Source organism: Micrococcus sp. FDAARGOS_333 (assembly GCF_002206575.2).
Taxonomy (GTDB): Bacteria; Actinomycetota; Actinomycetes; order Actinomycetales; family Micrococcaceae; genus Micrococcus; species Micrococcus lylae.
On sequence record NZ_NJFJ02000001.1, the window covers coordinates 2,212,914 to 2,236,377 of the forward strand.

The 23,464-nt window shown below is 70.7% G+C and carries 19 protein-coding genes; 2 read left to right on the forward strand and 17 right to left on the reverse strand.

The window, feature by feature from the left end; translation table 11 throughout:
• Window positions 1-119: 119 nt before the first annotated feature.
• On the reverse strand, window positions 120-1,286 hold the full coding sequence (gene dapE, locus CEQ11_RS09735) for a succinyl-diaminopimelate desuccinylase (RefSeq protein WP_088478476.1): 1,167 nt from the start codon (window positions 1,284-1,286) through the stop codon (window positions 120-122).
• A gap of 107 nt (window positions 1,287-1,393) precedes the next feature.
• On the opposite strand from dapE, the gene dapD reads away from it, so the two are divergent.
• Window positions 1,394-2,353: a 2,3,4,5-tetrahydropyridine-2,6-dicarboxylate N-succinyltransferase gene (gene dapD, locus CEQ11_RS09740; RefSeq protein ID WP_088478477.1), complete on the forward strand. Its 960-nt coding sequence runs from the start codon at window positions 1,394-1,396 to the stop codon at window positions 2,351-2,353.
• Window positions 2,354-2,472: 119 nt separating this feature from the next.
• Here dapD and CEQ11_RS09745 read toward each other — a convergent pair whose 3' ends face one another.
• The 16 genes from CEQ11_RS09745 to CEQ11_RS09820 form a co-directional block, all read right to left on the reverse strand.
• Window positions 2,473-3,753: a citrate synthase gene (locus CEQ11_RS09745; protein ID WP_088478478.1), complete on the reverse strand. Its 1,281-nt coding sequence runs from the start codon at window positions 3,751-3,753 to the stop codon at window positions 2,473-2,475.
• A 91-nt stretch (window positions 3,754-3,844) separates the two neighbouring features.
• Window positions 3,845-5,011 carry a succinyldiaminopimelate transaminase gene (gene dapC / locus CEQ11_RS09750; RefSeq protein WP_067189006.1) on the reverse strand — a complete coding sequence of 389 codons (1,167 nt, stop codon included), beginning with the start codon at window positions 5,009-5,011 and terminating at the stop codon, window positions 3,845-3,847.
• A 4-nt stretch (window positions 5,012-5,015) separates the two neighbouring features.
• Complete coding sequence (gene fdxA, locus CEQ11_RS09755) at window positions 5,016-5,342, reverse strand: ferredoxin (protein ID WP_067189004.1); 327 nt, start codon at window positions 5,340-5,342, stop codon at window positions 5,016-5,018.
• 53 nt (window positions 5,343-5,395) lie between these two features.
• The gene (locus CEQ11_RS09760; protein ID WP_127913484.1) at window positions 5,396-5,866 is read right to left on the reverse strand and encodes a hypothetical protein; all 471 of its coding nucleotides are present in this window, start codon (window positions 5,864-5,866) and stop codon (window positions 5,396-5,398) included.
• 9 nt (window positions 5,867-5,875) lie between these two features.
• Window positions 5,876-7,786, reverse strand: coding sequence for a translational GTPase TypA (typA, locus tag CEQ11_RS09765; RefSeq protein ID WP_067189000.1), 1,911 nt, complete (start codon window positions 7,784-7,786; stop codon window positions 5,876-5,878).
• 228 nt (window positions 7,787-8,014) lie between these two features.
• A complete protein-coding gene (locus CEQ11_RS09770) occupies window positions 8,015-9,718 on the reverse strand; it encodes an ABC transporter ATP-binding protein (RefSeq protein ID WP_369804939.1) in 1,704 nt (567 codons plus the stop codon).
• A gap of 161 nt (window positions 9,719-9,879) precedes the next feature.
• Window positions 9,880-11,139, reverse strand: coding sequence for an ABC transporter permease (locus tag CEQ11_RS09775; protein ID WP_082739553.1), 1,260 nt, complete (start codon window positions 11,137-11,139; stop codon window positions 9,880-9,882).
• Between the two features lie 5 nt (window positions 11,140-11,144).
• Window positions 11,145-12,665, reverse strand: coding sequence for an ABC transporter permease (locus CEQ11_RS09780; protein ID WP_067188996.1), 1,521 nt, complete (start codon window positions 12,663-12,665; stop codon window positions 11,145-11,147).
• A gap of 167 nt (window positions 12,666-12,832) precedes the next feature.
• The gene (locus tag CEQ11_RS09785) at window positions 12,833-14,677 is read right to left on the reverse strand and encodes an ABC transporter family substrate-binding protein (protein ID WP_088478480.1); all 1,845 of its coding nucleotides are present in this window, start codon (window positions 14,675-14,677) and stop codon (window positions 12,833-12,835) included.
• Window positions 14,678-14,939: 262 nt separating this feature from the next.
• Complete coding sequence (locus tag CEQ11_RS09790; RefSeq protein ID WP_088478481.1) at window positions 14,940-16,424, reverse strand: NAD(P)/FAD-dependent oxidoreductase; 1,485 nt, start codon at window positions 16,422-16,424, stop codon at window positions 14,940-14,942.
• Between the two features lie 31 nt (window positions 16,425-16,455).
• Entirely contained in the window at window positions 16,456-16,815 is a 360-nt protein-coding gene (locus CEQ11_RS09795; RefSeq protein ID WP_067189321.1) for a monovalent cation/H(+) antiporter subunit G, read from the reverse strand.
• A 3-nt stretch (window positions 16,816-16,818) separates the two neighbouring features.
• On the reverse strand, window positions 16,819-17,097 hold the full coding sequence (locus CEQ11_RS09800) for a monovalent cation/H+ antiporter complex subunit F (RefSeq protein WP_082739608.1): 279 nt from the start codon (window positions 17,095-17,097) through the stop codon (window positions 16,819-16,821).
• Window positions 17,094-17,501 carry a Na+/H+ antiporter subunit E gene (locus tag CEQ11_RS09805; RefSeq protein ID WP_088478482.1) on the reverse strand — a complete coding sequence of 136 codons (408 nt, stop codon included), beginning with the start codon at window positions 17,499-17,501 and terminating at the stop codon, window positions 17,094-17,096. Before CEQ11_RS09805 ends, CEQ11_RS09800 begins: the two co-directional genes overlap by 4 nt.
• Entirely contained in the window at window positions 17,498-19,051 is a 1,554-nt protein-coding gene (locus tag CEQ11_RS09810; protein ID WP_088478483.1) for a proton-conducting transporter membrane subunit, read from the reverse strand. The genes CEQ11_RS09805 and CEQ11_RS09810 overlap by 4 nt, the downstream gene beginning before the upstream one ends.
• Window positions 19,051-19,377 carry a sodium:proton antiporter gene (locus CEQ11_RS09815; protein ID WP_067189326.1) on the reverse strand — a complete coding sequence of 109 codons (327 nt, stop codon included), beginning with the start codon at window positions 19,375-19,377 and terminating at the stop codon, window positions 19,051-19,053. The genes CEQ11_RS09810 and CEQ11_RS09815 overlap by 1 nt, the downstream gene beginning before the upstream one ends.
• Window positions 19,377-22,430, reverse strand: a complete 3,054-nt coding sequence (locus CEQ11_RS09820) for a DUF4040 family protein (protein WP_088478484.1) — start codon at window positions 22,428-22,430, stop codon at window positions 19,377-19,379. The genes CEQ11_RS09815 and CEQ11_RS09820 overlap by 1 nt, the downstream gene beginning before the upstream one ends.
• A 189-nt stretch (window positions 22,431-22,619) precedes the next feature.
• On the opposite strand from CEQ11_RS09820, the gene zupT reads away from it, so the two are divergent.
• Complete coding sequence (zupT, locus tag CEQ11_RS09825; protein ID WP_102957516.1) at window positions 22,620-23,417, forward strand: zinc transporter ZupT; 798 nt, start codon at window positions 22,620-22,622, stop codon at window positions 23,415-23,417.
• Window positions 23,418-23,464: the final 47 nt, after the last annotated feature.

Sequence of the window (23,464 nt, forward strand, 5' to 3'; positions counted from 1 at the left end):
GCACCTCTCGGACGGAGGTGAGGGCGCCGTCGCCTCCCCGTCGCCTCCGGATCGCCTCCGGATCGCCTCTGGATCGGCTCCGGGTCGCCTCGGGGCCGCCAGCGGCGGTGCTCGGCCGCTCAGCCGGCCAGCAGCCAGGCGCGCAGCGCCTGCAGGCAGGCGTGCACCTGCCCGCGTCCGACGTGCTCGTCGTCCGTGTGGGCGAGCAGGGCGTCTCCGGGGCCGAAGTTCACGGCGGGCACGCCGAGCTCGGAGAAGCGGGCCACGTCCGTCCACCCGTACTTGGGCTTCGGTTCGCCGCCGACCGCGGCCACGAAGCTCGCCGCCGCGGACCGGTCCAGCCCGGGGCGGGCCGCCGGTGAGGCGTCCGTGACCTCGACCTGTCCGTCCCAGTCCACCCCGGCGGCCTCGAAGACCTCACGGACGTGGGCATGGGCCTGCTCCAGGGTCTTGTCCGGGGCGAAGCGGTAGTTGACCTCCACCGTGCAGGCGTCCGGGATGACGTTGCCGGCCACGCCGCCGGTCACGCGGATCGCGTTCAAGCCCTCTCGGTATTCCAGGCCCTCCACGGTGATCGTGGCAGGCGCGTAGTCCGTCAGCGCCGTGAGCAGCTGCCCGGCGTCGTGGATGGCGTTGTGGCCGCGCCAGGCGCGGCCCGAGTGGGCGGCGACGCCGCGGAAGGTGACCCGGTACCGGTTGGTGCCGTTGCAGCCGCCCTCGACGACTCCGTCGGTGGGCTCGAGGAGCACAGCGAAGTCGGCCTCGAGCAGCTCTGGGGCCTCACGCGCCACACGGGCCAGGCCGGAGCGCATCGCGTCGACCTCCTCATGGTCGTAGAACACCCAGGTGACGTCATAGGCCGGAGCCGGCCCGTCCTCCGCGCCGACGAGGCCCGCCAGGGCCAGCTGCACGGCGACACCCGACTTCATGTCCACAGCGCCGCGGCCGTAGAGGACGTCCCCGTCCCAGGCCGAGGGGACGGTGCCGCGCGCGCCCTCCACGGTCGGCAGCGGCACGGTGTCCAGGTGGCCGGCCAGGATCACACGCTGCGGCAGTCCCAGATCCGTGCGGGCGACCACACAGTCGCCGATGCGCGTCGTCTCCAGCCGGGGCAGGGCCTGCAGCGCCTGCTCGACGGCGTCGGCCAGCGGCGTCTCCCAGTCGGAGACCGAGTAGGCGTCCAGCAGGGTCGCCGTGAGCTCGGCCACGTCCGGGCCGGCGGCCAGGTCCGGCAGGTCCACCGGACGGCCGGCGTACGGGTGCGGGGTGTCTGTGGTGGTGTCCATGGCGCCAGTCTAGGAACCTGCTGCCCTGTCCGCCCTGCGGACGACCGTGTGGTGAGACGGCAGACGGGCGGGGCGTGCGCCGTCGTCGTGCTGGCTAGGCTGTCCCTATGACCGACACCGCGCAGAACACCGCCCGCCTCGTCTCCGGCCACGGCCTGGCCACCCGCGCCGCCGACGGCTCCGTGCTGGACGTCTGGTTCCCCGCCCCCGTGGCCGGGGACCTCTCCGCAGCCGACGCCTCCGTGGCCGACACGCTCAAGGCCGCCGCCGCGGACGACGCCGACCGCGGCACGACCCAGACGGTCGTCGAGGTCACGGCTGACCTGGACGCCGCCCCCGCCGACGCCCTGGACGCCTGGATGCGTCTGCACGCCCTCTCCCACCGCCTCGTTCGCCCCAACGAGGTCAACCTGGACGGCGTCTTCGGCCTGCTCACCAACGTCGTCTGGACCAACTTCGGTCCGTGCCGTGTGGAGGGCTTCGAACTCACGCGCGCCAAACTGCGTGCCCGCGGCACCGTCAACGTCTACGGTGTGGACAAGTTCCCCCGCATGACGGACTATGTGGTGCCTTCCGGCGTGCGCATCGGCGACGCCGACCGCGTCCGCCTCGGTGCCCACCTGGCCGCCGGCACCACCGTGATGCACGAGGGCTTCGTGAACTTCAACGCCGGCACGCTGGGCACCTCCATGGTCGAGGGCCGCATCGCAGCCGGCGTGGTGGTGGGCGACGGCTCCGACCTCGGCGGAGGCGTGTCCATCATGGGCACCCTCTCCGGCGGCGGCACCCAGAAGGTCAAGGTCGGCGCGCGTGTGCTCGTCGGCGCGAACGCCGGCATCGGCATCTCGATCGGCGACGACTCCGTGGTGGAGGCCGGCCTCTATGTCACCGCCGGCACTCGCGTCACCGTCCTGCGCGAGGGCGAGGAGCCGACCGTGGTGAAGGCCGTGGAGCTCTCGAGCGTCCCGAACCTGCTGTTCCGCCGTAACTCCACCTCCGGCGTGGTGGAGGTCCTTCCCCGCGCCGGCCGCACCGTCGAGCTCAACGACGCGCTGCACGCCAACTGACCCGTCGCCGTGTGCGGGGCGGGTCCGTATCCGCCTCCGCGCGCGGCGCACCCACGGAAGGGGCCCGGAATCCGTGGCGGATTCCGGGCCCCTTCACACGCCCGGGGCGACCGGGGGCGTCAGCCCGTGACGGTGCGCAGGTCGTGGCCGGTGTAGACCTGGCGCGGACGGCCGATCTTGGTGGCCGGATCCTCGATCATCTCCCGCCACTGGGCGATCCAGCCGGGCAGGCGGCCGAGGGCGAACAGGACGGTGAACATCTTCTCCGGGAATCCCATCGCCTTGTAGATGACGCCGGTGTAGAAGTCCACGTTCGGGTAGAGCTTGCGCTCCACGAAGTAGTCGTCCGCCAGGGCCTTCTCCTCGAGGCGCTGGGCGATCTCGAGCAGCTCGTCGTTGCCGCCGACCTTGGAGAGGATGTCGGTGGCGGTCTTCTTGATGATCTTGGCGCGCGGGTCGTAGTTCTTGTACACGCGATGGCCGAAGCCCATCAGCCGGACGCCGTCCTCCTTGTTCTTCACCTTCTCCATGAAGTCCTCGGGCTTGATGCCCTCGGCCTGGATGGAGCGGAGCATGTTCAGGACGGCCTCGTTGGCGCCGCCGTGCAGCGGACCGTAGAGGGCGTTGATGCCGGCGGAGACCGAGGCGAACATGTTGGCGTGGGCCGAGCCCACCAGGCGCACGGTGGAGGTAGAGCAGTTCTGCTCGTGGTCCGCGTGCAGCATGAGCAGCAGGTCCAGGGCCTTGACCATGTCCGGGTCGATCTCATACTCCTCGGCGGGGACGCCGAAGCAGAGGCGCAGGAAGTTCTCGACGTAGTTGAGGTCGTTGTGCGGATACATCATCGGCTGGCCCAGCGACTTCTTGAAGGCGTAGGAGGCCAGCACCGGCAGCTTCGCGAGCAGGCGCACGGTGGAGATGTGCACCTGGTCCTCGTCGAACGGGTCCAGGGAGTCCGCGTAGAAGGTGGAGAGCGCGGAGACGGCGGAGGAGAGCACCGGCATCGGGTGGGCGTCGCGCGGGAAGCCGGCGAAGAAGGACTTGAGGTCCTCGTGCACCATGTTGTGGCGCAGGATGTTGGTCTCCCAGGACTCGGACTGCTCGGCGGTCGGCAGCTCTCCGTTGATGAGCAGGTAGGCCACGTCCATGAAGGTCGAGTTCTCGGCCAGGTCCTCGATGGCGTAGCCGCGGTAGCGCAGGATGCCCTCGTCGCCGTCGATGAAGGTGATGGCGGACTTGGTGTTCGCCGTGTTCATGAAGCCCGGGTCGTAGGTGACCTTGCCGGTCTCCTTCAGCAGCGGAGCGATGCTCAACGCTTCGGTGCCGACAGTGGACTCCTCGACGGGCAGGTCGAGCGTCTTCTCGCCGACGGTGAGTCGAGCGGAGGCGTTCTCAGTCACGGTGCACTTCCTCATCTTCAGTGGTGACGCCTGCACGAAGGCGTCGGGATGCTCGCCGACACGGATGCCGACCGCCTCCTAACCTACCAAGTCAGCCACGGGCGGCGGAATCCAGCCGCCGGGCGGCCTCGTCCACGGCCGCGCACGGCGCGGTGAGCGCCACACGCACGTAGCCGTTACCGGCCTCGCCGTAGAAGACGCCCGGACCGGCCACGATGCCCAGGTCCGCCAGCTCGCCCAGCAGCGCCCAGGAGTCGTCCGCGGTGGCCACAGCCGGGTCCACGTCGGACCGACGGGTCCACAGGTACAGGCCGGCCTGAGAGGAGTCGACGGTGTACCCGGCACCGCGCAGCGCCGGCAGCAGAACCTCCCGACGACGGCGGTAGCGGGCCTTCTGCTCCTCGACGTGGGCGTCGTCGCCGAGCGCCACGGCCATGGCGTGCTGGACCGGTCCCGGCACGATCATGCCCGCGTGCTTGCGGGTGTTCACGAGCGTGGCGATCAGCTGCGGGTCGCCGACGGCGAACGCCGCGCGGTAGCCGGCCAGGTTCGACTGCTTGGACAGCGAATAGACGCTGAGCAGGCCGGTCGGCTCGCCGCCGGAGACGGCCGGGTCCAGCAGGCAGGGCACCTGCTGACCGGTGCCGCCGTGCTCGGCGTCGTCCCAGCGGTCCCAGCCGAGCTCGGCGTAGCACTCGTCCGCGCACACGATCGCACCGAGGGCGCGGCCCTGGTCCGCGATCCGCTTCAGCGCGGGCACGTCCAGCACCGCACCGGTCGGGTTGGCCGGCGAGTTGGTCCAGACCAGCTTCACCCGGGAGCGCACGGACTCGTCCAGCTCGTCCAGGTCGTCGGCGGCCACGGCCTCGGCCCCGCAGAGCAGGGCGCCGATGTCATAGGTCGGATAGGCCACCGACGGGCGGACGACCACGTCCCCGGCGCCCAGTCCCAGCAGCGTCGGCAGCCAGGCGATGAACTCCTTCGAGCCCACCGTGGGCAGCACGGCCTGTGGGTCCAGGCCCTCCACGCCGCGGCGCCGGGCATACCAGGCGACGATCGCCTCGCGCACCTCGGCGGTGCCGTGGGTCGTCGGGTAGCCGTGCGCGTCCGACGCGGCGGTGAGCGCCTCCCGGATCAGCTCCGGCGCGGGGTCCACCGGGGTGCCGATCGACAGGTCCACGGTGCCGCCGGGGTGCTGCGCGGCGCGCTCACGGTACGGGGTGAGCGTGTCCCACGGGTAGTCCGGGAGGGTGCGCATACGCTCAGGCGTCCTGGTTCTGCGGGGGCAGGGCGGCGATGATCGGGTGGTCCTTCGGGATCAGGCCCATCTTGGCGGCGCCGCCCGGCGAGCCCAGGTCGTCGAAGAACTCGACGTTCGCCTTGTAGTACTCGGCCCACTCCTGGGGCGTGTCGTCCTCGTAGTAGATGGCCTCCACCGGGCAGACCGGCTCGCAGGCACCGCAGTCCACGCACTCGTCCGGGTGGATGTACAGGGAGCGCTCGCCCTCGTAGATGCAGTCCACGGGGCACTCCTCGATGCACGCCTTGTCCTTGACGTCCACGCACGGCAGGGCAATCACATAGGTCATGGCCGACCCTTCACCTTTCCTTCAGGCACGGTCTTGTCTCTCGGCGTCCCAGCCTACTCTGCGACCGGCACGGCACGCGGTCTGCGACGGTGCTCCCGGCCGGCCACGACCAGCACGGACACCACCACGAGCGGCAGGCCCAGCAGCCACAGCCCGGAGGCGAGCATCGCCCCCGGCAACACCTCGAGCAGGCGGGCATGCCAGGGCAGGCCGAGGTCGTCGTGTCCGGGCAGCAGCTGCAGCGCCCACGCCGCGGTGAACGCGACGGCACCCAGCAGACCCCCGGCCACCGGCCAGGCGACCCGGCGGCTCCACCACAGCTGGGTGGAACCGACCAAGACGAGGGCGAGCGCGGCGCCCCACGGCAGCGTCCAGGTGCCGGTCGGGGCCCACAGCTGCAGATGCAGCACGGTCCCCAGCAGACCCACGCCCACGCCCAGGGCGACGGCCCCTACCAGGGCGCCGGTCCGTCGTCGGGAGGCCGGCCGCCGGGAGACGGACGGGCGCACAGATGCCGGACTCATGCGTCCGGGTCAGGCACGGGCACGGGCGCGTGCGGCCTTGAGACGGTCGTTGGCGTCCAGGATCACCTTGCGGAGGCGGATGTGCTCCGGGGTGATCTCCACGCACTCGTCCTCGCGGGCGAACTCCAGGGACTCCTCCAGGGTGAGGAGGGTCGGCGGGGTCAGGCCCTCGAAGGAGTCGGCGGTGGCCGAGCGCATGTTGGTGAGCTTCTTCTCCTTGGTGATGTTCACGTCCATGTCCTCCGCACGCGAGTTCTCCCCCACGATCATGCCCTCGTACACCTCGGAGCCGGGCTTGATGAAGAAGGTGCCCCGCTCCTGCAGGTTGATCATGGCGAACGGCGTGGCCGAGCCGGCGCGGTCCGCCACCAGGGAGCCGTTGGTGCGGTACTCGATCTCCCCCGCCCACGGCTCGTAGCCGGCCGCATAGGAGGAGGCGATGCCCGCGCCGCGGGTCTCGGTGAGGAAGCGGGTGCGGAAGCCGATCAGGCCACGGGCCGGCACCAGGAACTCCATGCGGATCCAGCCGGTGCCGTTGTTGGACATCTCCTGCATGCGGCCCTTGCGGGCGGCCATCAGCTGGGTGACGGCGCCCATGAACTCCTCGGGGATGTCGATGGTCATGTGCTCCATCGGCTCGTGGACCTTGCCGTCCACGGTCCGGGTGACCACCTGCGGCTTGCCCACGGTCAGCTCGAAGCCCTCACGGCGCATCTGCTCCACCAGGATGGCCAGGGCGAGCTCGCCGCGGCCCTGGACCTCCCAGGCGTCCGGACGCTCGGTCGGCAGGACCTTCAGGGACACGTTGCCGATGAGCTCCTTGTCCAGGCGGTCCTTCACCTGGCGCGCGGTGACCTTGGCGCCCTTGACGCGGCCGGCCAGCGGGGAGGTGTTGATGCCGACGGTCATGGAGATCGCCGGGTCGTCCACGGTGATCAGCGGCAGCGGCTTCGGGTTCTCCACGTCCGTGAGGGTCTCGCCGATCATGATGTCCTCGATGCCGGCGACGGCCACGATCTCCCCCGGACCGGCCTGCTCGGCGGGCACACGCTCCAGGCCCTTGGTGGCCAGCAGCTCGGTGATCTTCACGGTCTTGGTGGTGCCGTCCTGCCGGGCCCACGCCACCTGCTGGCCCTTCTTCAGGGTGCCGTTGAAGATGCGCAGCAGCGCCAGGCGGCCGAGGAACGGGGAGGCGTCCAGGTTGGTGACGTGCGCCTGCAGGACCTCGCCGTCGTCGTAGGTCGGGGCCGGGACGCGTTCCATGATGACGTTGAACAGCGGCTCGAGGTCCTCAGACTCCGGCAGGGAGCCGTCGGCCGGCTGCTCGAGGGAGGCACGGCCGGCCTTGCCGGAGGCGTAGACCACCGGCACGTCCAGCACGGCGTCCAGGTCCAGGTCCTCGACCTCCTCGGCCAGGTCCGAGGCCAGGCCCAGCAGCAGGTCCATGGAGTCGGAGACCACGCCGTCGATGCGGGCGTCCGGGCGGTCGGTCTTGTTCACCACCAGCACCACGGGGAGCTTGGCGGCCAGGGCCTTGCGGAGGACGAAGCGGGTCTGCGGCAGCGGGCCCTCGGAGGCGTCCACCAGCAGCACGACGCCGTCCACCATGGACAGGCCGCGCTCCACCTCGCCGCCGAAGTCGGCGTGGCCCGGGGTGTCGATGACGTTGATGGTCACGGTCTGGCCCTCCGGTGCTGACGGACCGGAGTAGAACACGGTGGTGTTCTTGGCCAGGATCGTGATGCCCTTCTCCTTCTCCAGGTCACCGGAGTCCATGACGCGCTCCTGGACCTCGCCGTGCGTGGAGAAGGCGCCCGTCTGGCGCAGCATCGCGTCCACCATCGTGGTCTTGCCGTGGTCCACGTGGGCCACAATGGCCACATTGCGCAGGTCGGTGCGGGCGGTCGGATTCGAGGTCATGAAGGTCCTGTCCGGGAGGGTGGAGGAATGCTCGGGGAACACGCCGACGGCGGCCCCCGTGAGATTGTACGCGCGTGGGGCCGCCGTCGTGGTCGGGCGGTGCGGAACGTCACCGCTCGGTGAGGCCCCCGCAGAGACGGCGACGACGGCCGGGCGGGTGCCCGACCGTCGTCGCCTGCCGCTGTGGTGCGGCCCGCTGTGGTGCGGCGTCAGGGGATCCGATGTGGATCAGTAGGCGTGTTCGCCGAAGGAGGCGAGCAGCTCACGGCGCGCCTGGCGGCGCTCGGCCTGCTCGTCCGGGTCCGGCACCGGGGCCGCGGCCAGCAGACGCTGGGTGTACTCGGCCTGCGGGTTGTGCAGCACGTCGTCCGTGAGGCCCTTCTCGACCTCGCGGCCGTCCTTGAGCACGAGCACCTTGTGCGCCAGCATGTCCACCACCGCGAGGTCGTGCGAGACGAACAGGCAGGCGAACTCGTAGCGGGACTGCAGATCGGCGAACATGTCCAGCACGGCGGCCTGGACGGACACGTCGAGGGCCGAGGTCGGCTCGTCCGCGATGAGGACGTCCGGGTCCAGGGTCAGCGCGCGGGCGATCGAGATGCGCTGGCGCTGACCGCCGGAGAGCTCATGCGGGTACCGGTTCACCACGGAGCGCGGCAGCTTCACGGCGTCGAGCAGCTCGTAGGCCCGCTCGAGGCGTGCCTTCCTGTCCCCCACGCCGTGGACCACCATCGGCTCGGTGATGACGTCGCCGATCGGGAAGCGGGGATCCAGCGAGGCCGCCGGATCCTGGAACACCACGCCGATGCGCTTGCGCAGGGCACGCTGCTCCTTGACCGGCATGGAGGCCAGTTCCTGGCCGTAGATCTTCAGCGAGCCCGAGGCCACCGGCAGCAGGCCGAGGACCGAGCGGGCGATGGTGGACTTGCCGGAGCCCGACTCGCCCACCAGGCCCATGATCTCGCCGGGCGCCACGGAGAAGGACACGTCATGGACCACGCGGTTCTTCTTGCCGCGGTGGTCGTACTCCAGGCACAGGCCCTCCGCCTCGATCGCGTACTTCGCCTTGGTCTGGGTCGCGGTCACGGTCTCCGGCTCGGCCACCTCGAAGGAGGTGCCCAGGCGCGGGACGGCGGAGAGCAGGCGCTGGGTGTAGGGGTGCTGCGGGTGCTGCATCACCTGGTGCACCGGACCGGACTCCACCAGCTCGCCGTGCAGCATCACGCAGACGCGGTCGGCCATGTCCGCCACCACGCCCATGTTGTGCGTGATCAGCAGGATGCCGGTGTTCATCTTGTTCTTCAGCGACCGCAGCAGCTCGAGGATCTCGGCCTGCACGGTCACGTCGAGCGCGGTGGTCGGCTCGTCCGCGATGATCGCCTTCGGCGAGCAGCTGATGGCCATCGCGATGACGATGCGCTGGCGCTGGCCGCCGGAGAACTGGTGTGGGTACTGCTTCAGGCGGTTGTGGGCGTCCGGGATGCCCACCATGGTGAGCAGCTCGACGGCCATCTTGTCCGCCTCGGTGCCGTAGGCCAGGCCGTGCAGCTGGATGGACTCGGTCAGCTGGTCGCCGACCGTGAGCACCGGGTTCAGCGCGGTCATCGGCTCCTGGAACACCATGGCGATGTCCTTGCCGCGGACGCTGCGCAGCTTGGCGGGGCTCATGCTGAGCACTTCCTCGCCGGCGAGCTTCACCGAGCCGGTGATGTCCGCGTTGCCCGGCAGCAGGCCCATGGCGGTGGAGCTGGTCACGGACTTGCCGGAGCCGGACTCGCCCACCAGGGCGACGACCTCGCCGGGCTTCACGTCGAACGTGACGCCCTTGACGGCGTGGACCTGGCCGAACTCGGTGTCGAACTTGACGTCGACGTCCGTGAAGGACAGGACCGGCTGGCCGCCGAGGTTGTCGTGGCGCTTCACGATGCCCATGGCCGTGGTGGTCGGGCCGGCGACGGGGCCGCCCCCGCCCTGCGGGGCGTCGGCAGCGGTCGAGCCGGTCGGGGTGCCCTGGGCGGATGCGCCCTGCGCCGCCGCGGCGGCGTCGTTCTTCTTCTTTCCGAACATGGAATGCACTTCCTTCTCAGCTCGTGTCACTGACCACGCGGGGTGCCGGGATGGCCGCGGTCGGTGTTCTTGTCCACACGGGCGATCGGCCCCTCGGCGGACGCGGGGGCGTCGTTGGGGCCCTCACCGGCGGTCGTCGTGGCCGTGGGCTTGACGTCCGTGGCCACAGCACCGCCGGAGGCGGTGGCGGCAGCGGCCGGCGTGGTGGAGGCGGTGGCCTCGTCCAGGGCCTTCTTGCGGCCGGAGAAGCCAAGGAAGCCCTTCTTCTTGCGGGCACCGCCGCCCTGACGCGGGTCGAAGGCGTCACGGAGGCCGTCGCCGAGGAAGTTCACGGACAGGGCGATCGCCAGGATCAGCATGCCGGGCCACCAGAACAGCCAGGGGCGCGTGGTGAACGCGTTCTGGTACTGGGAGATCAGCAGGCCGAGCGAGGACTCCGGCGGCTGGACGCCGAAGCCCAGGAAGGACAGGGAGGTCTCCAGGAGCACCGCGCCGGCGATCGCGAAGGTCGCGTTCACCACGATCACGCCGATGGTGTTCGGCAGCAGGTGCTTGAAGATGACGCGGCCGGGCTTGGCGCCCATGGCCACGGCGGCGGAGACGAACTCCTTCTCCCGCAGCGAGAGGACCTCACCGCGGACCAGGCGGGCCAGGGAGGTCCAGGACACCAGGCCCAGGACGATGGCCAGCGGGATGATGCCGCCCGGCAGATTGTTGGACATCTTGCCGAGCACGGCGGCCAGCACGAGCAGCGGGATCACGATGATCAGGTCCGTCAGGCGCATCAGCAGCGAGTCCACCCAGCCGCGGAAGTAGCCGGAGAGGGCGCCGACCAGCGCACCGATGGCGGTGGACACCAGGCCCACGATCACGGCGATGATCAGCGACTGCTGGGTGCCGCGCATCACGAGGGCGAACCAGTCCTTGCCGGACGAGTCCTGGCCGAACGGGTGCTCGCCCCAGCGCAGGCCCTCCCCGCCCAGGAACTCCGGCACGACCGACAGGGTCGGCTTGCCGCCGTTGATCACGTTGCCGGCGGCCAGGTAGGACTTGTCCCACCAGCCCGGGATCGGGCCGAAGCCGATCGAGGTGAAGGCGAACACGGTGATCACGATCAGCACGACGGTGGAGATCATCGCCGCGCGGTGCTTGAAGAAGCGCTTCCGGACCAGCTGGCCCTGGGAGAAGGACTTCCCCGTCTTCTGACGGAGCTTGGCGTCCTCGGCCTCGGCGAGGTCGAACGCCTTCTGCGCCTCTGTGGGCGCGGTGGTGTTGTTCTGCGTCATCGCGATCACACTCGAATCCGGGGGTCGAGGATGGCGTACAGGACGTCCGCCACGAGGTTCATGAGCACGGCGGCGGTGCCGGTGACCAGGAAGAAGGCCATGACCGGGGCCGGGTCCACCTGGTCCAGGCCGGTGGCGAACAGCTCACCCATGCCCTTCCAGCCGAACACGCGCTCGGTGATCACGGCGCCGCCGATCAGGCCCGCGAAGTCGAAGGCCATGATGGTGGTGATCGGGATCAGCGAGTTGCGGAAGGCGTGCTTCAGGATCACCTGGCGCTCACCCAGGCCCTTGGCCCGGGCGGTGCGGATGTAGTCCTGACGCGAGACCTCCAGCATGGAGGAGCGGGTGTAGCGGGAGTAGGTGGCCACGGAGACGATGGTCAGCAGCACGGTCGGCAGCAGCAGCTGGGTGCCCTTGTCCATGAACTCCACCCAGAAGTGGGCGTCCATGCCGGGGGTCTCGGAGCCGATGGTGGCGACCGGACGCGGCTTGGCACGCAGCAGAGCGGGCCAGTAGTTCGTCATGTGCTCCATGACGATGAACACGCCCATGACCACGGCGGTGATCGCGGAGGCGGTCGCGGCGGTGCCCTTGGAGAAGCCGCCCATGAGGCGGCCGATCAGGATGCCGACCAGGACGGCGATGATGCCCAGCCCCAGCAGGAGCAGCCAGGACGGGTTGTTCATCAGCAGGCCGTAGGTGGCGTAGTAGCTGACCATGCCCACGGCGACGGTCACCAGCGCGGAGTAGAGCACCTTGCGGTTCTTCAGGCCGGCGATCAGGGCGGTCAGCGCGACGGCGGCGGCGAGGCCGATGGCCAGCTGGACCAGCGGGCCCATGACCGGGCGGCGCCAGAAGTCCAGGGCGTGCAGGGTCGGGAAGATCACCAGGATGAAGCCGGCGACCACCGCGAAGGTGAGAAGACGGCGCTTGGCGTTCCCTGCCATCGCGGCCTGCACGACCAGACCGGCCAGGAGCGCCCCGATGATGATGTATGTCCAGTTCAGCGTGGGGTCGGCGATCCAGTTGTTGTAGCCGATGGCCATGTACTCCTTCAGGAGCACGGCGGCCCAGAAGACCGGCAGGGAGAAGAACAGGAAGATCAGCAGCGTCACGGCGTAGTCGAGGCCGGAGTACTGGCGGATCGCCGTGATGATGCCGACCGCGATGCCGATGATGATCGCGAGCACGGTGGCGAGGACCACGAGGCGGAGGGTGGACGAGGCCGCATTGGCCAGCAGATCGTTGACCTGCTGACCGCCGCGGTTGGTGCCGAGGTCGCAGGCGCCCCTGAGGCAGCCGGCGACGCCGCGCAGCCAGATGAAGTAGCGCGAGTACCAGGGCTCGTCCAGGTTCATGTAGTTGATGCGCGCCTGCATCAGCTGCTCGCGGTTCTCGCTCTGCGACTCGCGCAGGTCCTTGAGGGGGTCGCCCGAGTTCACGACGAGGACGAAGAGGAGGATCGATGCGCCGAACAGCACGAGGAACGAGCTGCCGAGGCGCTTGAGGATGAATTTCAGCACAACAGGGGGTGACCTTCCGTGCTCAGCGATGGGTGGGGAGGCCCGCGTTCAGCGGGTTCACGGGGAAGGGCCCGACCGCGGGGCGGTCGGGCCCTTCACACCGTGAGTGTCAAGGTGTCACAGCACACTACACGGTGAGAGCCGTGACACCTGCAATCAGGGGGTCCTCACTGGACGCGGACCCACTGCTCGACGTTCCACAGGGCACCGGACTGGGTCGCGGTGTCGCGGACGTTGGCGAGGTCAGCGGCCTGGCCGAGGATGCCCGGGTGGGCGAACAGCGGGATGGCCTGGTAGTCCTCCCACAGGAGCTTCTCGATCTCCTTGACCTGCTCCAGCTGCACCTTCTCGTCCAGCGAGCCGGCCAGCTTGTCCCAGGCGGCGTCGACGTCCGGGTTGGAGTACTGCATGTCGTTCTGGGCACCGGTCGAGTGGTAGATGTTGCGACCGGAGGCCTTCTGGCCGGAGCCGGCCCAGGCGAACAGGGCGACGTCGAAGTCGCCGGCCGGCAGCACCTCGGTGAAGAAGTTCGCGTTGCCGGCGTCGACGATTTCGAAGCCCGCCTCGTCACAGGAGGACTTGATCATGGAGACGATCTCGGTGCGGCGCGGGTTCGGCGAGTTGTAGCCGATGCGGACCTTCGGCTTGGACTCGCCGGACTTCGCGACCAGCTCCTTGGCCTTGTCGATGTTCGGCTCGTCCATCTCCTTCGGGTAGGCGGCCTCGACGACCTCGTCGTAGTTCTCCTGGAACGGGAACACCTCGCGGAGGTTCATGACCTCGGCGTCCTCGTTGATCGGCTTGATGAGGTTGTCCACGATCTGCTGACGGGGCACGCAGAGGGCGAACGCCTCGCGCAGCTCGGCGGAGTCGGCGAAGACCGAGCCCTCGCCGCGGTTGAAGTCGAGGTGCTCCCAGGTGAGCTGGTCGCCGGTCTGCACGACGACCTGGTCGCCCAGGCCCTCGAGCTGCTGCAGGGTGTCCACGGTGGCCTGCGGCTCGATGACGTCGAGCTCCTTGTTCTGGAGCGCCTGCACGTGGGTGTCGGCCGCGGCGAAGCGGATGACGAGCTCCTTGGTGGCCGGCTTCTCGCCCCAGTAGTCCTCGTTGACCTCGAGGGTGATGAACTGGCCGGCGGTCCAGCCGCCCTGCTTCAGCTTGTAGGGGCCCATGGACGGGATGAGGTCCTCGTCCTCCGGCAGCTCGCCCGGCTTGAAGTCCCAGCCGTCGTTCCAGAACTCGGCGGCCGGCTTCAGGGCCTTGGCATCCTTCTCCTCGATGGCCTTGGCCAGGTCCTCGGTGGACATGCCGGCCTCGCGGGCCACAACGTGGGCCGGGAGCGCGGTGGTGACCATGATCTCCCAGTCGGCGTACGGCTCGTTGTAGGTGACGGTGAACTCCTTGCCGGCAGGGTCGCCCTCCGGCATGTCGTCCACGTAGTCGCCCATGGAGGAGGAGACGGAGTCGAAGAGCTGACCGTCGTCCTCGTTCTTGATGTTGCCGTTGTCCGCGGCCCACTGGAGCTGGAAGTCCAGGGCGGTGACGTCGGTGCCGTCGGACCACTTCGCGTCGTCCGCGATGGTGTACTTCACCTGCAGCGGCTCGTCGGAGACCTTCTCGTAGGTGCCGAAGGTCTCGTTGCGGATGATCTCGCCGTCGGTGCCGAAGTAGAAGAAGCCGGAGAACAGGCGGTCCACCACGGCGGAGTTGTAGGTGCTGTAGGTGTTCGACTGCACACCGTTGTAGGAGGAGAACTCGTCCTCGCCCACGGAGTACGCCACGGAGCCGTCCTGGGGCTCGACCTCGCCCAGGTCGGCCTTGCCGGAGTCGCTCGGCTCGACGGTGTACTTCTCACCGTTCTCGCCGGTGAAGACCTCCTGGCCGCCGCCGTTCTCGCCGGAGCCGTTGCCGTCGCCGTTCTCGTCGGCCGGGCCGGCCGGGGCGCAGGCGGAGAGGAACAGAGCGGAACCTGCGGCGAGGGCCGCAGCCGCAGAGAGCTTGGTGTACTTCATGGAAGTCACTCCAATCATCAAAGGTGCAAAGTGCATCTCAGTGGGGTGAGATCCTCCGGGCTGACCCCGGCTGATCTCGGTGGACGAATCACTGCGAGAGCGAACCCCCTCAGGTTCCACTCCGTGAGATGGAACACACATTAGCCCGCCGAGGGGTACTTGCAAAAGCGTGACGTGGGAAACATCCCGCGCCAAGGGTGATCGTTACCTTTTCGTAACCTCGATGTCACACGTGCGCCGCCGACGGCGCGTGGAGGCCGGTTCAGGCGGCGTCGCGCAGCAGCGTTCGCACGGCCCATGCCCCGGACATGCCGTGGACACCGGCACCCGGGGCCGCCGCCGAGGACGCCAGGTACAGGCCCGGGACTCCGCTGCCCCGGACGGCGGCGCGGAGCCGGTGCGGCGAGAGAAGCCGAGGCCGGGCCAGAAGCTGGGTGCCGTCCAACGCACCACCGGCGATGTCCCCGCCGACCAGGTTGGGGTTCCAGGCCTGAAGAGCGGACGGCCCCGTCTCCACCGCTCGCAAGATCCGGTCGCGGAACCCCGGGGCATGCTCCTCGATCACCGCCTCGACGACGGGCCGCACCGCTGCCTCCCAGCCGTGCGGGACGTGGGCGTAGGCCCACACCACCGTGCTCCCCGCCGCCGGACCGGTCGCCCGCGACGGGTCTGCGCCCTGCTGCTGGCACAGCATCACGAAGGGCCGCTCGGGCATCCGCCCGGCGGCCACGGCGGCCTCCGCCGCGGTGAGCTGCTCCGGCGTGCCGCCCAGGTGCACGGTGCCGGCCCCGCCGACGCGCGGGTCCGTCCACGGAATCGGGCCGTCCAGGAGGAAGTCGACCTTCGCCGACGCCGGGCCGTGCCGCCACCGGCGCAGCCGCCGCAGAGGCCGCGCCTCCATGCCGGTGCCGCCCAACGCGGCGACGGCCGCGGGCATCAGGTCGAGGATGGCGGCGTCCACGTCCGCCACCTCGGCCAGGTGGGTGATGCGCCGGCCGGTGTGCAGCCGGCCGCCGTGCGCGGCCAGCACGCTCAGCAGCGCGTCCACCACCGACTGGGACCCGCCCCGGGCGACGGGCCATCCGGTGGTCATGCCGAGCCCGCCGAAGAGCGTGCCCATCGCCGCTGTGAGCGGCCGGGTGGGAGGAAGGATCGTGTGCGCCGCCGAGCCGAGGAACAGGGCACGGGCCCGGTCGCCGCGGAAGGCGGCTCGGGCGGCCGCCGCGGCCGGCCAGGGCGAGCGGAGCCCGAGGCGGGCCATCGTCAGCGGATGGGGCCACCGGCGCACCAGCGGACCCAGGACGTCCGCCGCCGCCGCGGCGGGCGCGTCGAGGACGGGGCGATGCCATGCCAGCCAGGCGCGGCCGTCGTCGTGAAGGCCGGAGGCGGTGGCCTCCGGCTCGCGATGGAGGAGGACGGCGTCCTGCCCGGGCAGCGGGTGCGCCATCGGCACCTCGGGGTGGAGCCACTGAAGTCCGTGGGCGGTCAGGTCCAGCTCGGCGAAGGCGGGGCTGACGACCCCCAGCGGGTGGCCGGCGGCGCCGAGGTCCACGACCGTCCCCTCCCCGAGCACGGGTGCGGAGGCGCACGCTCCGCCCAAACGGTCGGCCGCCTCGTACACGTCGACCTCCCAGCCGGCGCGGGCCAGCAGGGCAGCGGCGGTCAGGCCGTTCGGACCGGACCCGACGACGGCGACGCGCCCGGGCTCGACGCCCTCCGGGAGCGGGAAGCCGGAGATGGGACGCATCGGCTGCTGGTGGCTCACCGGCCGGTGCGGATCAGCGGGCGGTCGGGCCCGGGTCCTGGGCGAGGTCCTGCGGCACGGTCGCCTCGTCCACGTGCGCACCGGAGCGGTAGATGCCGCGGGCGAGCACGTTCGAGGCGAGCGAGGAGACGATCACCAGGGAGATCGCGGTCAGCAGGAACAGCACCAGGGACCACAGCGCGAAGCCGTCCCGGGCGGTGAGGCACAGGAAGACGCCGAAGCAGATCAGCGGCAGGCCCATGCCGGTCGCGGGGCTGAAGACGTTCATCATCTGCAGGCCGTCCCGGGCGCGCAGCATGGACACGGCAGACAGCAGCACCAGGACGGCGCCGCCCACCATGCAGAGGATGCCGAACAGGGCGAGGACGATCATGGGTCAGCGCTCCCCTCGGGTCAGGATGCGGCTCAGGGCGACCGTCGCGAGGATGCCGAGGAACGCCGCCAGCAGGGCCACGTCCTGGACGACCGCCGAGTGGAAGACCAGGCCCGCCGCGGCGAGCATGCCGATCGACGCGAAGTACACGAGGTCGCCCACCACGGCCCGCTCGGCGTTGGTCTCGGAGCGCAGGATGCGCAGGATGCCGAGGCCGAACGCGACGGCCAGCACGGCGATCGTGGCGACGACGCCCACGGTGATCACGGTGTCGACGCTCATGAGGCCTCCTCCCAACGCGGTCCGCGCAGCATGCGCAGCAGCCGGTCCTCCATCTCACGCAGGCCGGCGACGACCTCCTCGCGGTCCTGGTCGAAGACGCAGTGGACGAACAGGGTCACCGGCTCGGTGTCGGTGCCGTGCGCGGTGCCCACCACGAGCGTGCCCGGGGTGATGGTGATGGAGCTGGCCATCCACGTCACCTCGAGGTCGCGCTCGCAGCGCAGGTCGTACCGGATGATCGACGGCGTGGCGAAGGGGCCGGCAGTCACGGCCTTGCGCGCCACCTGGAACGAACCGGCGATGACCTCCTTCACCAGCCACAGCACATAGGAGACGGCGTGGCCCAGATGGAAGCGCCACCGCCGTCCGCCCTGCGGCGGGCGGGTCTGACGGGTGTCGGTCACGGGAGCACCGCCTTCACGTAGTCGGTCGGATCGAACAGCCCGGCCACGCCCTGCTCGACGAACGGCATCACCAGGCCAGCGGCCACGAAGAGCGCCACGGACAGGCCGATCATCAGCAGGCCGGGGGCCATCAGGCGGGGGGCCACGCGCACGTCGGCCGGCAGGACCGTGTCCGGGCCGCGGCCGCCGGTGACGACGTCCGGGCGCATGTGGGTCAGCTCATCGCCGCCGAAGGCCCCGGTCCAGAGGCGCTGCAGGGCCATCAGGGTGGCCACGGAGGCGAGCAGGATGCCCGCCATCATGGCCCAGCCCCACGCGGCCTGGCCGTGCTGCCCGGCCTCGGCGGTCGCGGAGATCAGGCCCCACTTGCCCCAGAGGCCGGACGTCGGCGGCAGGCCTGCCAGGGACAACAGGCCCAGGGCCATCCCGACGGCGATCACAGGCTCGCGCCTGACGAGGCCGCCGAGGCGGTCGATGCGCGACTGGCCGTAGGTGAGCTCGACCGAGCCGGTGAGGGTGAGCAGGCCGGACATCGTGATCACGTGGTGCACCAGGTAGAACACGCCGGCGACCACGGCGGCCGGGAAGGCCAGGACCACACCGATGAGGATGTGGCCCACGCCGGCGGTCATCTGGAACGCCATGACCCCGCGGACGCGGTTCTCACCGAGCGAGCCGACGGCGCCCACCAGCATGGTGGCGACGACCAGCACGCCGAGCACCCAGGTGAGGGGGTGGGTGGCGAGGTCGTACGGTCGGTGCTGCGGGGCGAAGACGACGTAGACGATGCGCAGCACCGCGTAGACGGCGACCTTCGTGTACAGGCCAGCGAACAGGGCCATCATCCCGGCCGAGGTGCCCGGGTAGGCGCGCGGCAGCCAGCCGTAGGCGGGCACCACGCCGGCCTTGACCAGCAGGGCGACCAGCACGACGGACACGCCCAGGGCCACGCGCGGGTCCTGCGCCGCGGCGCCCTGCAGCACCGCGAGGTTCACTGCACCGGCCGAGGCGTAGACCAGGCCCACGCCGGAGACGAGGACGGCCGAGGTGACCAGGTTGACGATCACGAACATGCGGCCGATGCCGAGGCGACGCCACGAGCCGGTGACGGCGAGCAGCGCGTAGGACGGCAGCAGCATCACCTCGACGAACACGAAGAGGTTGAACAGGTCGCCCGTGAGCAGGGCGCCGTTCACGCCGGCGAACGTCATGAGCGTCAGGGCAGGCACGAAGCGGTAGCGGTACTCCCGCGTGAGGATCAGGAACCAGGCGGCCACCGCGGTGGACAGCGAGGTCACGACGATCATCAGCGCGGACAGGGTGTCCGAGACGAACGGGATGGCCACGCCGGGGACGAAGGCGCCCACGCTGACGGCCATCGGCGGATGGGACCCGTGGTGGACCAGCAGGGCGATCGCGGCGGCCATGGACACCAGCGGGACGGCCACGGACAGCACCGCGTCCAGGGTACGGCTGCGCACCACCACGGACAGGCCCGAGGTGAGCAGCGGCACCGCCACGAACAGCGGCAGGAGTTCGGCGACGGCCATCAGTGGTCCTCTCCGGTCTCGGGCGGCACGGTCTGGTCGTCGTCACGGCCGATGACGGCCAGGGCCAGCATCAGGATGGACGAGGCCATGGAGATCACGATCGCCGTGAGCACGAACGCCTGGGGCAGCGCGTCGGCCACCTGGCGGATGTCCGCCCCGTCGGTCAGGGGCTCCTGGCGCCAGGCGGGCACGCCCGTGGTCAGCAGGAGCAGGTTCACGCCGTGGGAGATGAGCGTCAGGCCGAAGATGGCGCGCACCATCTCCCGCTGCAGCACCATCCACGCGCCGGTGCCGATCAGCAGGCCCACGGTCAGGGCGAGGATCATCATGCGTCATGCCCCCATTCCGGCGGTCGGGTGCCCGAGGAGATGTACTGCGAACGCGGGCTCACCACGTGCATCGAGGAGGTGGTCGGCGGGATCTCGTCCGGACGTTCGCCGTGGACGGTGTCCATGGGCCCGGACAGCTCGCCCTCGACGGCCTCGTCCAGGCGCTCGCGCATGGTCTCCGCGCCCGTGGTCGACTGCCGGGCGACGCCGAGCACGTTCACGGCCACGAGGATCAGGCCGATCACCGCGAGGTACACGCCGGCGTCGAAGACCATGGCGGTGGACAGGTGCTGGCCGAGGATCTCGGCGCCCTGCGGCTGCATGTAGGTGCCGGTCGCCGCCATGTTCCACAGGCCGGTGGCGGTGGCCAGCATGACGCCGCCGCCGATGAAGTACAGCGGCATGCGCGGCGGGCCGATCTGGCGGTCCTTCGAGGTGGATAGGTACATCAGGCCGACCACGGCCGAGCCGACGAGCGCGGCGTTGAAGCCGCCGCCCGGCTCGTTGTGTCCACGCCAGAACAGCAGGGCCGAGACGCCGAGCATGATCACCAGGATCACCCGCAGCATCAGCTGCAGCTGAGCGGTGTTGGCCCAGGGGTTCAGGATCGCCCGGCGCGCGGTGTCGGAGCCGAGGACGGGCTCGCCGGAGTCGAAGGTGCTCGCCTCCACCGCGGACATCGTCCGCGTGGCCGGGTCCAGCTTCGCCGAGCGGAGGGTGGACAGGATGGCGACGATGGCCACACCCGCCATGCCGAGCACGGTGAGCTCGCCCAGGGTGTCGAGGGCACGGAACTCCACGAGGATCACGTTCACCACATTGAGGCCGTGGGAGAGCGGGTAGGTCTCCTCGAGCAGGTAGGTGCCCACCTCGGAGCGCTCGCGGCGGCCGTTGAGGGCCCAGACTGCGGCGAACGCGGCCAGGCCGGTCGCCAGGCCGACGAGCACCGGCACGAGCTGGCGGGTGGGGCGGCGGCGGGAGGCCGCGGAGGAGCCCCAGGTCTTCGGCAGGCGCTGGAGCACCAGCATGATCACGATGATCGTGAGCGACTCGACGAGCAGCTGGGTCAACGCGACGTCCGGGGCGCCGAGCGAGAGGATCTGCACGGTGATGAGGATGCCCACCGCCGAGAGGGACACGGTGGCTCCCAGTCGGGTGTGGCTGCGCACCACGGCGAACAGGGCGACGGCCAGCAGCACGAGCAGGACCGCGTCGATCGAGCGGTTGATGCCCTCGGCGACCGGCGGGATGTGGCCGCCGGCGATGAGGCCGGCGACGCCGCCGAGCAGGACGGCGGACAGGAAGACGAGGATGGCCGCGACGTGCGGCCCCGCGTGGTCGTGGGCGGTGCGGGCCATGAGCCAGGCCCCGGCGCGCTCCAGGCCGGCACGGGCGCCCTCCACCACACCGGCGCCGGAGGCGGGCAGGCGCAGGCCCTCGAGGGCGGGCCAGAGGGTGCGGCGCATCGCGAGGGTGCCCAGACCCAGGGCCAGGACGATCACGGTGGTGACGAGTTCGGCGTTCACGCCGTGCCACAGGGACAGGTGCGGGTCCTGGACCTCGGCGGCCCCTTCGGCGGCGGTGCCGACGGCTCCGACCAGGGTGTTGATCGGGGCCAGGAAGAAGACCAGCACGGCGGTGGCGATCAGCGGGACGGCGGTGGAGCCGACCAGCAGGGCGGACGGGGCGTGCGGATGCAGCGGCTCGGGGGCCTGCTCGCGCGGCTCGTCGAAGAACACGCCGACCACGATCTTGGCGCAGTAGGCCACGGTGAGGACGGAGGCCAGGGCGGCCAGCACCAGGGCGACCGGGCCCGCCCAGGCGGGGGCCGCTCCCCCGGCGCCGCCCTCGCCGTACTCGAGCATGGCGGTGAGGACCTTCTCCTTGGACACGAAGCCGAGCAGCGGCGGGACGCCGGCCATGGCGGCGGCGCCGATCACGGTGAGCACCAGGGCGAAGGGGGCCTGGCGGCGCAGGGCCGGCATGTGCCGCAGGTCGCGGGTGCCGCCGGCGTGGTCGATCACGCCGACGGACATGAACAGGCCGGACTTGAACACGGCGTGGGCCAGCGTGTGCAGCGCGGCGGCGGCCAGGCCGACGGCCGTGCCGGTGCCGATCGCGGCGACGATGAGGCCGAGCTGGCTGACGGTCGAATAGGCCATCAGCTTCTTCAGGTCGGTCTGCTGCACGGCGCGCAGTCCGCCGACGAGCGCGGTGGCCAGGCCGGCGGCCACCAGCAGGAAGGACCAGGCCGGGACGGCGTGGAAGAGCGGGGAGAAGCGCAGCAGCAGGAAGATGCCTGCCTTCACCACGGCCGCGGCGTGCAGGTAGGCGGAGACCGGGGTGGCGGCGGCCATGGCGTCAGGCAGCCAGGAGTGGAACGGGAACTGCGCGGACTTGGTCATCGCGGAGACGGCGAGCAGCACGGCCACCAGGGACGTCAGGCCCGGGCTGCCGGCCCAGACGTCCGCGGCGAGGATCTCGGAGACGCGCGTGGTGCCGGCGGCCACGGAGGCGATCGCCAGGCCGGCCAGCAGGGTGACCCCGCCGACGAAGGTGATCAGCAGGGTGCGCATGGACGGCGCCTCGGCCGCGCGCCCGGAGCGGGCGATCAGCAGGAACGAGGCCAGCGAGGTCAGCTCCCAGCACAGGAACAGCACGACCGCGTCGTCGGTGGTCACCAGGCCCACCATGGCGAGGGTGAACATCGCCATGCCGAGGTAGAAGCCGAGGTGGCGGCCGGGGCCGAGGTAGGCCACCGCGTAGACGAGCACGATCGCACCGATCACGAGCGCGAGCAGCGTGAACAGGGCGCCGATGGGGTCCGTGCGCAGGGAAAGCTCCACTCCCCAGGCGGGGATCCACGGCATCGACCACGTGTACGCGGCGCCGGTCCCGGTGAGGGAGCCGAACGCCGGTGCGAAGACGACGGCGGCCACGGCGTAGACCGCAGCCAGGAACCACCCGGTGGCGCGGGGCATCAGCCGCGCCACGACCGGGGTGAGCAGGAGGCCTCCCGCAAGCACGCAGAGCGTGAGGAATGCGGGCATGGGTCCCAGCCTAGCCAAAGGCGACTGTGGCCCCCAAGACACGTCGGGTAGGGTGCCCTCGTGCGCGCGCGAAGGATGAAGCTGTCGCCAGGGCCCCGCACAGCCACATGACTATGACGACAGTCACACATCCTCGGCTCCCCACCGCTCGCCGACGACCGCCGCCGCCGACCGCAGAAGGAGCCTGCCGTGCCACCGTCCGACCCCGTCCTGACAGCCCTCGGTCTCACTGTCTTCGCCGGCGTCACCACCGTCCTGGGCGGCGTCCTGGCGGTCATGGGACGCACACCCGGACCACGCGGACTGGCGCTCGGGCTCGGCCTGGCCGGCGGCGTCATGGTCTCCGTCTCCTTCATGGAGATCATCCCCGAGGCGACCGACGGCCTCGTGCCGGATTTCGGCACGTGGGCCGGCACCCTCATGCTGGTCGGATTCCTGGCCGGTGTGGGGTCGTTCCTTGCGATCGACCGGTTCCTGCCGGACCGGATCGACCTCGACGAGCGTGAGGACGGCGCCCCGGTCACCCGCCGCGACCGCCGCATGATGCGCCTGGGCCTGGTCACGGCGGTCGGCATCGGCCTGCACAACCTGCCGGAGGGCTTCGCCACCTTCGCCGCAACCCTGTCCGATCCCAAGGTGGGCCTGGCCCTGGCCGTCGCGATGGCCATCCACAACGTCCCCGAGGGCCTCGCCGTGGCCGTGCCCGTCCGCCAGGCGACCGGGTCGCGCCGCAAGGCCCTGGGCTGGGCGGCCCTGACCGGCATCGCCGAACCGGTCGGCGCCCTGGTCGGATACCTGCTGCTCGCCCCGATCCTCACCGAGGCGCTGCTGTCCATGCTCTTCGCCGCCGTCGCCGGGATCATGGTCGTCATCAGCGTGGACAAGCTGCTTCCGGCCGCACGCGAGGCCGGCGGCGCCCGGGTCTCGTTGGCGGGCATGCTCATCGGCATGGTCGCGATGATGGTCTCGCTGGACATGCTCCCCTGACCCACCGGCCCGCGCGGCTCCTGCCCGACGACGGCGCCTCCCCCGAG